Here is an 11,734-nt window from a genome sequence, read left to right on the forward strand (position 1 = left end):
GGAGCTACGGCTTTTTCCGCGGTGCAGGCGTCGAGATCGTGGCCGGTGGCGCCGCGCCGTAGAGATGCAGGGCCTGCGCCGCCGCCGTCGCAACCGCGCCTCTGAGCTTCGAGATCGGCGGGCTGCCGCGCAAGTGGATCGAGTTCGAGAGCAGAATGACGTATGTATCCGAGCCTGGGTCCATCCACACCGTGGTACCGGTAAACCCGGTGTTGCCAAAGCTTCCGACGGGAAAGATCCTGCCGCGCGGCCTGGAGAAGGCCGTGTCGATGTCCCAGCCAAAGCCGAACAGGCTTTGCCCCTCGATCGCCGGATACGTTGGAACGCGAGCTTGTTGGGCGGCACGGTTGGCCGCTTCGACTTGTCCGGCGGTGTGGCCGGGCTGCTGCGGAGTCGTCATCAGCTCGAGAGTGTCTTGCCTCAAGGGAAACTCACTCGGGCGGCCCGCTAGCCGATCAAGCAGCGCCTGCGCAAAGATGCCGACATCGTGCGCCGTCGAGAACACGCCGGCATTGCCGGCCACTCCCCCCATCCGGCGCGCGGTCGGGTCATGCACCGTACCCCGAAGCAGGGCATAGAAATCCGGATTCTTGCTCGGGTCGTCCCTGCTTTCCTCGTCTCGCGCCGTCGGCGCGATGCGCGCCAGGATGCCCGTGTTCCAGGTTCCCGCGGGACAAGGCTCGCCGCCCGTCGGCACGGGGGCCAAGGCGACCGCAGCACCGCGCACCACGTGTGGGCCGCACGCTTTGGCCACCGGGAGATAGCGGCTGTCTTGCAGGCCAAGCGGCGCAAAGACATTGCGCTGAACGTAGGTGTCTTCAGCCTCGCCCGTGGCCTTCTCGAGCAGCGCGCCCAGCAGGATGTAGTTGATGTCGGAGTATCGGAAGAGCTCCCCCGGCCCCGACTGCAGCGGCGTGGTGAGAGCCCGATGCACACCTTCCGCTTTGTCGGGTGCACCCAGCCCCCACGGATCGCCGACGCTCACGTCGATCCCCTCGCCCGAGGTGTTGGTCAGCAACATGCGAACGGTGACCTGCGCCCGCCGTGGATCGTTCGCCGCGTTGAAGTCGGGCAGATATTTCTGCACCGGATCGTCGAACGCAACCTTGCCCTGCTCGTAGAGCTGCATGATGGCGACCGCCGTTGCGAGGCACTTCGTCAACGACGCCAAGTCGAAGATGGTGTCCTCGGTCATCGGCTCCGCAGGTGCGGGTGACCCGTCCAGGCCCGGTTCACCGGGCAGCTTGCGCGACCCGTAGGCCTGGTGGAAGACGACCTGTCCGCCATGACCGACCACCACCACGCCACCCGGCAACCCGTCCGCGGCGATCGCATCGTTCATCAGCGTGGAGATGGCCGCGAACTCGGGTGCGGGAGCCGGTGCGGGAACCGCGGCCGGCGGGGGTGCGGGCGCGGACGCCGGCTGCGGTGGGCGGTCGGTGACCGGTGTGTGTGCCGTAAAGGCCCACGGGGAAGCCGCGATGAGGGCAAGCAACACAACGGCGACAACAACCGTCTTGCGAAGCGGTGGTGGCCAGGACTTCCGCCTGCCCCTGACTACCGGCATACGGCAAGGGTAAGTCGACGGACCGGCGGCCCGCACTATGCCTTTCAGGTTCGGCGCAAAGCGGCTGTTGCGCACCAGGTCCCAGCGCGCAGCGAGCAAGCGCATAATCCAATGTGCAGTAGCGTTGGCGTCGGACCTTGCTCGCGGCACCTGGTCGCGGCGGTCTGGCGGGATGGAGCAAGCGGTGAGGACCCACCCCCGTTGACCTCCGGCAGGCGGGTAGTTGCCATGCTGGCGGGCGCCTTGGCGGCCGGTGTCGCGTTGACGCAGTGCGCTGCCGCGCCGCCACCTCTCGCGGCCGGGCCAACGTCGGTGGCGTCGTCGCCGACCGGCCCGCCGCCGGCGCCCGCCGCTAGCGTTCGGCCGGTCACCGCGGCCGAGCTCGGCCCGAGCTGGCGGCCGGGCTGCCCGGTGGACCCCGCGCAGCTTCGACGGGTCGAAGTCGACCACATCGGATTCGACGGCCGAACTCACCGCGGCGAGCTGATCGTGCACCAGGACCTGGTGCCGGAGGTCATCACGATCTTCGGTCGGCTGTACCGCCTGGGCTTCCCGATCGAGAAGATCCGCCCGGCCGACCACTATCCGGGCGCCGACGACGAGCTGTCCATGCAGGACGACAACACGTCGGCGTTCAACTGCCGGGGCATTCCGGGAAGCGAGCACTGGTCCCAACACGCCTACGGCCGCGCCATCGACCTCAATCCCCGCCTCAACCCCTGCGTCTACGCCACCGGCGCTTTCCAACCACGGAATGCGGCGGACTACCTGGACCGCAGCCGAACCGACCCGGGACTCCTCCACGACGGCGACCCAGCCATACGCGCCTTCACGGACCACGGGTGGAATTGGGGTGGCCACTGGGCGGCACCCACCGACTATCAGCACTTCGAACGCCCCTGAACCCGGCCTCTGCCACAATGGATCGGTATGTCGCGCTCATTCGACGTCTTGACCGAGTCGCCCGCCAGTGTCGAACAAATTCATGCTGCCTTCGGTCGTGAGGACTATTGGCTGGCCCGCATCGCGGCCGGTGCCGCCGACACCACGTTGGATTCGCTGGAAGTCGACGCTGAAGGCACGGTGACAGTGCTCACGACCCAGCACCTGGGTCGTCACATCCTGCCCGGGATGGTTGCCAAATTTGTCCACACTGACGTGAAGATCGTGCAGTCCGAGACGTGGCGACCCGACGGTGACCGCCAGATGCGCGGGCAGGTCAGCGTCTCGGCGTCCGGCGGATTGGGGTCGGGCCGTGCCGAGACTTGGCTGGCGCCGACGGATGACGGCGGCTCACAACTGCGCTCCGCCTTCAAGGTGGAGGTCAAGATCCCTCTGGTGGGCCGCAAGCTCGAGAAATCGATCGGAGCCGGATTGGCCGAGGGCATCCCCGAAATGTTGCGCTTCACCACCACGTGGATCATCGAAAACACCTGAGGCGCGATTCGCCGATCGCGTCCTGCCGAAATTTCAGGGCCGGAACCTGCCTCCGGGCCGACCCACCAGGCTGAGCCTGCCCGAGTCGCCCATCGTCTCAATGACTTTGGGCAGTAACTCGCCCCCGAAGGTGTCGACCGCGAGGTTTACCCCTCGCAAACCCAGCGCCTCCTTGCGGTGGCCGGCCACTGCGGATCCTCGGGATCGAACGTGAACGCCGCCCCTGATTCCTCTAGTCGCCGCTGCTTTTCGTCGCTACGTGAGAGCCAGCCCGGCACCACCCAGATGACGGCGGCCAACTCGACTCCGCTCACCGACGGCGCCAGCGCGGCCGTCATCGCCTCCGGCGAGAGGGCGGCCGAACTCGGCATCGAGCCGCTGGCTCGGGTGGTATCCAGCGCCGTCTACGGGATCGACCCGCTCATCATGGGGCTGGCGCCGGCCTCATGGACTTCCGATATGTCGGTCTGCTCGGGGGTCAGACCTGCCCGGCGGACGGCCATCGGAATCGCCCACACCGTTTAGCGCGCAAGCCCTCGGTGTGTTGCGCGAACTCCCCAACCAGTTCGACGGTTTCGTGATTCCTGACGAGAAGCTGACACCGAGCAACGGTGCCGTCGCGATAGGACATCTTTTCGGCGCCAACGGGACTCGTTACGTGCTCACCTTGGCCAACCGAACTCCATGAGCGTGGCGCCCGCTACGGCGTCATCGGCGTGTGCATCGGGTCCGGCCAAGGCGTGGCCGTCGCGCTGGAGAATCCGAACGCCGCGTAGCGACGCAGCAAAGGCATGGTTGCCCGCGTCAATGGGGTGGGCATACCATCCAGGTTCTTGTCAACGTTGACGCCAGGGAGAACTGCAGATGCCTGCGAGTGATCACCAGCCGAAGCTGCGCGTCATCGCCTGGGGTACTGGCACGGTGGGAGCCGAGATGGTCACGACCATCATCGACCACCGTCCTGATATTGAGATCGTCGGCGCCCGCGTCTATTCCGACTCCAAAGATGGCGTCGACGTGGGCACCTCGGTTGGTCGCGACCCGATCGGCGTCACCGCGACCACCGACGTCGACAAGATCCTCGAGCTCGACGCGGACTGTGTGCTCTACACCCCGCGCAACACCGACCTCGACGAGGTCTGCGCGCTGCTTGCCAGCGGGAAAAACGTGGCGATGACGGCGTTCCTGTTCCACCCGCAAAGGATCGCGACCGCCGACCGACATCGGGTGCTTGAGGCTTGCCGGGCCGGCGACACCACAGTCCACGGCAGCGGCTTGAATCCCGGCAACCTCTCCGGTGCACTGCCATTGGCCCTTTCGGGGATGAGTCGCACCATCGACAAGATCACTTTGCAGGAGCGCGCCGACTGGTCGGCGTATGAAAGCACGTCAATAACGTTCGACAATATGCGATTTGGGCAGCCCGTCGAGGATATCAGCCCCGAAGCCAGCGAGTTTCTGGCCTTCAACAGTGGCATCTTCACCGAACAGGTCTGGCTTCTCGCCGACACACTCAACGCCGACCTCGACGAGGTCACCGCCACCGTGGAAGCCGTACCCGCGCGAGAAGATCATCAGATCTTCGACCACGTGCTGCGAGCGGGAACCACTGCGGGGCAACGGTGGAAGTGGTCCGGGCGGCGCAACGGCGAGGTGCTGGTCGAGATCGAGACACTGTGGACCGTCGGCGGTGAGTACCCGGACCATTGGCCCAAACCCCAGGACGGTTGGACGTTGACGATCGAAGGCGACCCGTCGATGCGGACACATTTTTTCTGCCTGGCCAGCTTCACCCGCGCCGCGAGCATGGAAGAACACGTTCGCTCGGCGAGCGTGGCCACCGCCATGCAGGTTCTCAATGCTGTACCCGCGATCTGCGCAGCGCCAACAGGTTTCGCCACTGCGGCAACTCTGCCGTTGATTCGCAGCCACGTCGGGTTCGGCAATACCCGTAACTCCGATGGTTGACGCCCCGTCTCATGAGCGGATGGTCGCCGGGGTCGCGGCCGCGGCCGTCTCGCTCGGGGTAGCCGAGCTGGTGGCCATCCCGTTCGGTGCGCGGGCCAACGCACGTGCCGCGATCGGCTCGGTGGTCGTCGACCTGACACCGGGGAGCGTCAAGGAATGGGCGATTCAGACCCTGGGCTATCTGGACAAACTCTTCTTGGCTATCGCCGTGCTCGTGGTGATCGCCACGATCGCGGCGATCGCCGGGAGCTTCGAAACCCGGCGCCGCCCAGTCGGCAGCGCCATGATCGCCGCGGCGGGCGCGCTCGGATGCATCGCAGTGCTGTCGCGGCAAGGCGCAACGGTGCTCGACACGATCCCCACCGTCGCGGGCGCCGTCTGCGGCGTGGCGGTCCTGCGCGTTCTCGCTCGCCGGTTCTGGCCCGAGCCGAAAGATGACGCCGGCGACGCGCCGGACGCACGCAGGCGGTCGCTGATGGTATTCGGCTTGCTGGGATTCGGCGTGGTGAGCGGTGTGGTGGGTGCGACCATCACGCAATTGGTGCATTCGGTGGCCGCCGACCGCAATGCCCTCACGCTTCCCACTCCGCGGACACCGGCTCCGCCCATACCCGCCGGTGCGCAACCGAACGGCGTCGCGCTGCCAAGCTTTATCACCGCCAACGCCGACTTTTACCGGGTGGACACCGCGCTCAGCGTTCCCCAGCTCAGCCGCGGCGACTGGCGGCTGCGCATCCACGGCATGGTGGATCGTGAAGCCACCTACAGCTTCGACGACCTCGCCCGCTTCGAGGTCGTCGAGATGGTGACGACGTTGACCTGTGTGTCGAATCCCGTTGGAGGGAACCTGATCTCGACGGGAGTATGGACGGGCTACCGGGTAGCCGACCTGCTGGCGGCAGCCGGCGTGCACGCGAATGCCGACATGGTGCTCTCGACGTCGATCGACGGATTCACCGCGGGCACGCCCGTGCAGGCCCTCACCGACGGCCGCGAGGCGCTGCTGGCGGTCGGCCTCAACGGACAGCCGCTGCCCATCGAGCATGGTTACCCGGCCAGGCTGGTGGTACCCGGGCTCTACGGGTATGTGTCCGCCACCAAATGGGTCGTCGACCTGGAGCTGACTCGTTTCGACAAAGCAAAGGCGTACTGGACGCGATTCGGCTGGGCAGCGCAGGCGCCGATCAAAACCGAGTCGCGCATCGACGTGCCGAAAAGCGGTCAGAAGCTGCCGACCGGATCCGTGGTGTTCGGCGGTGTCGCATGGGCGCAGAATCGCGGGGTACGGACCGTCGAGGTCCGCATCGACGACGGCGGGTGGGAGCCCGCCGAACTGGGCGCGAGTTATTCCGCGGCGACCTCGCGATTCTGGAGCTTCCCCTGGCAGGCGAAAACCCCTGGGAAACACACCATCACGGTGCGTGCCACCGACAACACCGGAGCTACCCAAACTGCGGATGAGGTCGGCAGCGTTCCCGACGGCGCCACCGGCTGGCACACGGTGGACTTCACCGTGGCATAGACCTCTTACTATTTCGACGAGATCTTCCGCCAACTGAATACCGCGACCACGAGGCCGATCACCACCGTGATCGGACCAATGATCGACCAGGTTGTGGTGTTGCTCATCGGGCTACCACCAAGCACTCCGAAACCCTGCAGCGCCCAGATCAGACCGAACACTGCGACGAGCAGCCCGACCGCAAATGTGACGACGTAAGCCCTATTCATACACGGGATACTAGGCGCCGACGGGTAGTTGTCCCACCCGCCGAAGATGCCCGCGAATGTCTCGTCAGCTACTCACTTTGCCGTCAATTGGGCGCCCAGTCTCGAGAAATCCGCTCTAGCGCCACACCCGCAGCGCTTGGCGATCGGCCGACCGCAACAAAGGCGAGTCAGCTAAACGTGGGCCGGCATGCTGTCCCAACCCCGCACCGCCGAGGAGGACGAGAACACCGCGGCGTCGAGGTCGGCTTCCCACTCGGGGAAACGGTTCATGATCTCGTCCAACGCAATTCGTCCCTCGATGCGCGCCAGTGCGTTGCCGAGGCAGTAATGGGCGCCCACCCCGAACGTCAGATGCTGGCGCGGCACCCGCGTCACGTCGAACGTTTCGGCGTTCTCGCCGAACCGCCTTTCGTCGCGGTTGGCGGCGCCGATCAACGTCAGGATCGCACTGCCCTCGGGCACGGTCGTGCCGTGGAATTCGACGTCGCGCGTGACGTACCGCGCCGCCTGCAGCGCCGGTGGCTCGAAACGAAGTAGCTCCTCGATGGCGCCGGGCAGCAGCGATCGGTCGGCAACCAATCGCCGGCGCTGATCGGGATGCTCGGACAGCAGCTTGCCCGACCAGCCGATCAGCCGCGTCGTCGTCTCCGAGCCCGCGACCGCAACGACTTTCATGAACATCAGCAGCTCTTCGCGGTGCAGCTTTCTCGTCACGCCGTTCTCGTCCTCGAACTCGGCGTTGAGAAGTTCCGTCGTCAGATCGTCGGCGGGATGGTTTGTCCGCCAGTCGATGAAGTCGGCGAAGACCTCTCCGTCGGCGAGTTTGGCGTCGGTGTTGTCGGTCATTCGTCCACCACGCTTGGTCCGGACGAACTTCTCGCCGTCCTCTTGGACTCGCCGCTGATAGTCCTCGGGAATCCCGAACAGCATGCCCACCACGCGCATCGGCATGATCGCACCGAGATCCTGAACGAAGTCCAGCCGGTCGCCGCCGACCAGCGGATCCAGGCAGCGCTGCGTGAACTCCCGGATCATCGGCTCGAGGGCGTTGATCTTGCGAGGCGTGAATGCGCGGGAGAGCAGGCTGCGGTGGATGTCGTGCACGGGCGGATCTTCGAAGATGAGCAGCCCCGGCGGAATTTCGATTCCGGCCTTGATGATCTCCAGCACCACACCACGTGCGGAACTGAACGTCTGATGGTCCACCAGCGCCCGGTTGACGTCATCGAACCGGCTCAGCGCGTAGAAGTCGTGTTCGCAGTTGTGGTACAGCGGCGCGTTCTCGCGGATGCGCCTGAACATGGGATAGGGATCGGCGTTGAGGTCGACGTCCCACGGGTCGTAGTACAGGTCGTCCGCGGTCCTGGTGGTCATGAGATTCCTATCTACTGCGTCCGGGCGTCCGCGCCGAAGGTTTGACGATGCAATTCGATCAAGGCGTGGAGCTGCTCGAGGTAGTGCTGCAACGAATGGTGAACGAACCGGGCGGACAGCGTGGTGGTGCCGCCGTCGGCCAATTCCCGCAAGATGTCCTTCGTCGCTTCGGGTTTCCCGGCCGGATCGAGGGGTTGTTCGGCCGGCATCACCACCTCGAAATCCGGGGGAAGCTCGAACTGCCGCAGCCATTCCGCCGCGGTGTGGATCGACACGTAGTACGGACACCAACCGTCCGCGAGGGTGACCGCCCGCCGTAATGAGCGTCGCGTCCGTCCGCCGACCCAGATCGGCATATGCGGTTGTATCGCACAGGGGTCCACGGTCAGGCCGCCGAACGAGTAGAACTCACCGTGATACGCCGGATCGTTGCTGGGCAAAGCCGCTCGCAGCGCCCTCAGGGCGTCATCGCCGCGGGCCCCGCGGTCGTCGAAGGGCGCACCGAGCAGGTCGAACTCCTGCTTGAGCGAGCCGACGCCGACGCCGAGGATCACCCGCCCACCACTGACGTGATCGAGTGTGCCGTAGCGCTTCACGATCGCCAGCGGATGGTGATATCCCAACACCAGGGTCATGGTCGCGAAGCGAATCCGCGCCGTGCGCGCCGCGACATAACCGAACGTGGCCAAGGGGTCCCAGTATCGTGCTCCGCGCCGCCCCGATTCGGTTGACGGGATGCCGATGTGCTCGCTGCAGGTCATGTGGTGGTAACCGAGCCGGTCCGCGACCTCCGCGGCCCGGCCGATGTCCTCGATGCCGGCGTCCTTTTCCCACTCCAGCGGTGCCCCAGCGACATTGGTGACGATCGGGGTGGCAATGCCGAGTTTCACTGCAGGGGCTCTTCACCCGCGAGAATGGTGCGGTGCATCAGGCGGCCGCTGTCCACCGGATACGGCAACACCCGGTGCATGGTGCCGGTGTTGTCCCAGACGAGCAGATCACCCGGCTGCCAGACATGCCGATACACGTACTGTGGCTGGGTGGCCCAATCACGAAGGCGTGCAAGCAAAGCGCGGCTCTCCTCCACCGGAAGCCCGATCACATAATCGGAGGTTGCGCCCAATAGCAATGACTTACGGCCGGATTGATGGGTCCACACGATCGGGCATGCCTTGGTGGGCGACTTCTGCCAGAACGCCACCTCGTCGTAACTCATCTCCGGGGTCACGTAATACTGCGAGCGCTCCGCGCTGTGCACCACGCGCAGCTCCGCGATCGCGTCCCTGTCGGCCTGCGGGAGGTCCTCGTAGGCCGCGTATGTATTGCAGAATTCGGTCTGCCCTCCGGTCTCGGAGAGCCGCACCGCCCGCAGCAGCGTGGCCAAATTCGGTAGGGGCTGCAGGGAACCGTCGAAATGCCAAAACATCGAGCCTCTGAGGTATTTGGCGCGTTGATTCACCTTCTCGTCGAGGGAGATCTTGTTGATCCCACCCTCGCCCTCGTTGGCGACCAGAGTACCGAGGGTCTTGGCGATGGCGACTTGCTGCTCGTCACCGATGTCCAGCCCACGGAAAAACACCACACCGCGCCGCTCGAGAACGTCGCGAATCGTCGCAGCCTCGCGCCCGCTGAGCAGCGTCTCGAGGTCGGTCCTGATCTCGCTGCCGATTCTCGGGGTGAGGTCGACCACCTCCAGCTGTGCAGAAGTGAGTCCCATGGTTCAGCTGACCCTCGTGAGAATGGTGTTGGCCGAATGCTTCACCCGCGGCTGCTTCCACAGTTCGACCGCCAACGAGACGGTGATCAGCGAGTAAAGCAGGTTGCGCAGATTGGCGACGTCATCGGGCAGCGGCTCGGAGTAGTCAAACTTGTCGATATAGGCCACGGCCTCCTCGGCGTGCGGAAACACCTCGTCGTAGAAGGCCTGGATTTCCTCCATGGAGCTGTTGACACGTTTGACGTAGCGCTGGTGGCCGTCCTCGATCGCCCACTGCGGCACCAGGTGCTCGAGTTGCGAAAACTCGTGCGGCAGAACCCTAGTCATCGCTGGGCCGCCGCTTCGCCGGCCGCGACGTAGTCACCGACCACTTTGTGCAGGTGGCGCAGCAGGACTTCCTCGTCATTCATCGTGAAATGCGTCAGGACACCGCTGTTGAGCATCGCCTGCAGACCCTCCGACGGGCTCGCGTCTTCGAGGATGATGTCGTTGAGGTAGGTCACGGTGAGCTCCTGGCCGAGGCGCTCCTTGTGCGTCTTGGGCGGCGGGTAGAACATCTCGACCTCGAACAGGTGCGAGTGCGGGCCCGTCGGCCAATGCGTGTGCGTGCTGAAACCGGACGAACCGAAAATCACCACGAAGTTGGGGAAGAACTGGAACGAGTCGAAGCCGTATTTCTCCGAGCGGGTGGGATTGAGCCCCGGCGGCATCGGACCGCGATCGGTGCGCTTGTTCCACGGCCCCGCCGCGCTGGCTTCCATCACGCACTCGATCGGCTTGGAATACGGCGTCTTTTGCGACGGCTCGCCGGAGAACGAGAACATCCGGTGCGGGCCGCTGAGCTGGTAGGCCAGCGCGTCGGTGAATGGGTTCGGCTGGTCGAACGCGTCCCTGGCCTCTGCGGTGAGAGCGCCGAACGACGACGCATGCAAGTAGGGCCCGTGGTAACTCTCGGCGAAGCTGTCGACGAAGATCTTCCAGTTGCAAGCCAACTCGGCCGAGAACTTGTAGACCTGATGCGGGCCGTCGAACGGATAACCCTCGATGCCGTGGGCCAATTCGCCGAGAAAGGACCGCAGCGGCTCGGTGTTGTTCGGGTTGAGGTTGATGAAGATGAAGCCTTCCCAGACCTCGCACTGCACCGCCGGCACCCGGCAGCTGTCGGCATCGAAGTCCAGCAGCAGGTCCTTGCGCGTGGCCGAGTGCAGCGAGCCGTCCAGCTTGTAGCGCCAGCCGTGGAAGCGGCAGTACAGCAACGGGGCCCGCCCCGACACCTCCTGAAACGGGTCGTCTTCCCACAACATCTTGTTGCCGCGGTGCGGGCAGATGTTGTGGAAGGCGCGGATCACCTGGTCCTTGCCGCGCACGATGATGATCGAGGTGTTCAGGAACTTGAGCTCGCGGGTGAAGTAGCTGCCGGTGCGCGGAACGCGTTCGACCCGCCCGACGTAGAGCCAGGTCTTCCTGAAAACGTGCTCGCGTTCTTTCTCGTAGAACTCCTCGGACACACAATCTTCAAGCGACACCGGGCCACGGCCGAGCTCGGGGTATGCGTCGGTCCAGTGCCCGCTGGGGGGCTTGGCGACGGCGATGGGCTGATTCATCCCCGGTACCTCCCTACCTGGTGCGGCCGACGCTAGCAGTTGGGGGGACCCCCAATAAGGTGTACGAACGCAACACCCTGTTGCATACTTGGAACGCAGCCCATGGAACAGAATCTCCCCTTCGATCTCGATGCCCTGCTGGTGTTCGGCAAGGTGGTGGACTGCCGCAGCAGCTTGATGCCCAGGTCGGATTCCAGCTTGGTCAGCTTGCGGCTCACCGTGGACTTGGGCATGCCCAGCGCCGTCGCCGCCTTCGAGATGCTGCGGCAGTCCACCACCTTGCCGAACACCAGCAGGGCATCGAGATCGAAGGGGAGATTCTGTTCCATGGGGGCC

The 11,734-nt window shown here is 65.1% G+C and carries 13 protein-coding genes and 1 pseudogene; 5 read left to right on the top strand and 9 right to left on the bottom strand.

What is annotated here, in order from left to right:
• Positions 1–4: 4 nt before the first annotated feature.
• A complete protein-coding gene (locus A5688_RS04905; protein WP_067909043.1) occupies positions 5–1,567 on the bottom strand; it encodes a serine hydrolase domain-containing protein in 1,563 nt (520 codons plus the stop codon).
• Between the two features lie 228 nt (positions 1,568–1,795).
• Between A5688_RS04905 and A5688_RS04910 the strand changes: the two genes are divergently transcribed.
• Both A5688_RS04910 and A5688_RS04915 read left to right on the top strand, forming a co-directional pair.
• Positions 1,796–2,470, top strand: coding sequence for a M15 family metallopeptidase (locus tag A5688_RS04910; protein ID WP_067909041.1), 675 nt, complete (start codon positions 1,796–1,798; stop codon positions 2,468–2,470).
• A gap of 27 nt (positions 2,471–2,497) precedes the next feature.
• A complete protein-coding gene (locus A5688_RS04915) occupies positions 2,498–3,004 on the top strand; it encodes a DUF2505 domain-containing protein (protein ID WP_067909038.1) in 507 nt (168 codons plus the stop codon).
• 33 nt (positions 3,005–3,037) lie between these two features.
• On the opposite strand, the gene A5688_RS27640 is transcribed toward A5688_RS04915, so the two are convergent.
• Positions 3,038–3,193, bottom strand: coding sequence for a hypothetical protein (locus A5688_RS27640; protein WP_165607451.1), 156 nt, complete (start codon positions 3,191–3,193; stop codon positions 3,038–3,040).
• A gap of 21 nt (positions 3,194–3,214) precedes the next feature.
• Here A5688_RS27640 and A5688_RS28030 point away from each other — a divergent pair, with 21 nt between their 5' ends.
• The 3 genes from A5688_RS28030 (at position 3,215) to A5688_RS04930 (ending at position 6,494) form a co-directional block, all read left to right on the top strand.
• Positions 3,215–3,529 (top strand): hypothetical protein, encoded by a 315-nt coding sequence (locus A5688_RS28030; protein ID WP_242660218.1) that lies wholly within the window; start codon positions 3,215–3,217, stop codon positions 3,527–3,529.
• 408 nt (positions 3,530–3,937) lie between these two features.
• Positions 3,938–4,972 (top strand): NAD(P)H-dependent amine dehydrogenase family protein, encoded by a 1,035-nt coding sequence (locus A5688_RS04925; protein ID WP_207546601.1) that lies wholly within the window; start codon positions 3,938–3,940, stop codon positions 4,970–4,972.
• The gene (locus tag A5688_RS04930) at positions 4,965–6,494 is read left to right on the top strand and encodes a molybdopterin-dependent oxidoreductase (RefSeq protein WP_067909030.1); all 1,530 of its coding nucleotides are present in this window, start codon (positions 4,965–4,967) and stop codon (positions 6,492–6,494) included. Before A5688_RS04925 ends, A5688_RS04930 begins: the two co-directional genes overlap by 8 nt.
• Before the next feature lie 8 nt (positions 6,495–6,502).
• On the opposite strand, the gene A5688_RS04935 is transcribed toward A5688_RS04930, so the two are convergent.
• The 7 genes and pseudogenes from A5688_RS04935 to A5688_RS26685 all read right to left on the bottom strand — a co-directional run.
• On the bottom strand, positions 6,503–6,703 hold the full coding sequence (locus tag A5688_RS04935) for a hypothetical protein (protein ID WP_067827141.1): 201 nt from the start codon (positions 6,701–6,703) through the stop codon (positions 6,503–6,505).
• Between the two features lie 171 nt (positions 6,704–6,874).
• Positions 6,875–8,077 carry a cytochrome P450 gene (locus tag A5688_RS04940; RefSeq protein WP_067909027.1) on the bottom strand — a complete coding sequence of 401 codons (1,203 nt, stop codon included), beginning with the start codon at positions 8,075–8,077 and terminating at the stop codon, positions 6,875–6,877.
• Between the two features lie 11 nt (positions 8,078–8,088).
• Positions 8,089–8,967, bottom strand: a complete 879-nt coding sequence (locus A5688_RS04945) for a TIGR03619 family F420-dependent LLM class oxidoreductase (protein WP_067909024.1) — start codon at positions 8,965–8,967, stop codon at positions 8,089–8,091.
• Complete coding sequence (locus tag A5688_RS04950; RefSeq protein ID WP_067827132.1) at positions 8,964–9,794, bottom strand: TauD/TfdA dioxygenase family protein; 831 nt, start codon at positions 9,792–9,794, stop codon at positions 8,964–8,966. Before A5688_RS04950 ends, A5688_RS04945 begins: the two co-directional genes overlap by 4 nt.
• 3 nt (positions 9,795–9,797) lie before the next feature.
• A complete protein-coding gene (locus A5688_RS04955; RefSeq protein ID WP_067827129.1) occupies positions 9,798–10,121 on the bottom strand; it encodes a hypothetical protein in 324 nt (107 codons plus the stop codon).
• A complete protein-coding gene (locus tag A5688_RS04960) occupies positions 10,118–11,398 on the bottom strand; it encodes an aromatic ring-hydroxylating oxygenase subunit alpha (RefSeq protein WP_067909021.1) in 1,281 nt (426 codons plus the stop codon). Before A5688_RS04960 ends, A5688_RS04955 begins: the two co-directional genes overlap by 4 nt.
• A gap of 155 nt (positions 11,399–11,553) precedes the next feature.
• Positions 11,554–11,727 (bottom strand): annotated as a pseudogene (locus A5688_RS26685) (LysR family transcriptional regulator); the annotation flags it as partial.
• Positions 11,728–11,734 lie beyond the last annotated feature (7 nt).

This window comes from Mycobacterium mantenii, from assembly GCF_001667865.1.
Classification (GTDB): Bacteria; Actinomycetota; Actinomycetes; order Mycobacteriales; family Mycobacteriaceae; genus Mycobacterium; species Mycobacterium mantenii_A.

Coding starts and splice junctions, on each gene's coding strand:
- A5688_RS04950 (WP_067827132.1), bottom strand. CDS start 9,794: ATGGGACTCACTTCTGCACAGCTGGAGGTGGTCGACCTCACCCCGAGA.
- A5688_RS04940 (WP_067909027.1), bottom strand. CDS start 8,077: ATGACCACCAGGACCGCGGACGACCTGTACTACGACCCGTGGGACGTC.
- A5688_RS04910 (WP_067909041.1), top strand. CDS start 1,796: ATGCTGGCGGGCGCCTTGGCGGCCGGTGTCGCGTTGACGCAGTGCGCT.
- A5688_RS04930 (WP_067909030.1), top strand. CDS start 4,965: ATGGTTGACGCCCCGTCTCATGAGCGGATGGTCGCCGGGGTCGCGGCC.
- A5688_RS04925 (WP_207546601.1), top strand. CDS start 3,938: ATGGTCACGACCATCATCGACCACCGTCCTGATATTGAGATCGTCGGC.
- A5688_RS04955 (WP_067827129.1), bottom strand. CDS start 10,121: ATGACTAGGGTTCTGCCGCACGAGTTTTCGCAACTCGAGCACCTGGTG.
- A5688_RS04960 (WP_067909021.1), bottom strand. CDS start 11,398: ATGAATCAGCCCATCGCCGTCGCCAAGCCCCCCAGCGGGCACTGGACC.
- A5688_RS04905 (WP_067909043.1), bottom strand. CDS start 1,567: ATGCCGGTAGTCAGGGGCAGGCGGAAGTCCTGGCCACCACCGCTTCGC.
- A5688_RS04935 (WP_067827141.1), bottom strand. CDS start 6,703: ATGAATAGGGCTTACGTCGTCACATTTGCGGTCGGGCTGCTCGTCGCA.
- A5688_RS04915 (WP_067909038.1), top strand. CDS start 2,498: ATGTCGCGCTCATTCGACGTCTTGACCGAGTCGCCCGCCAGTGTCGAA.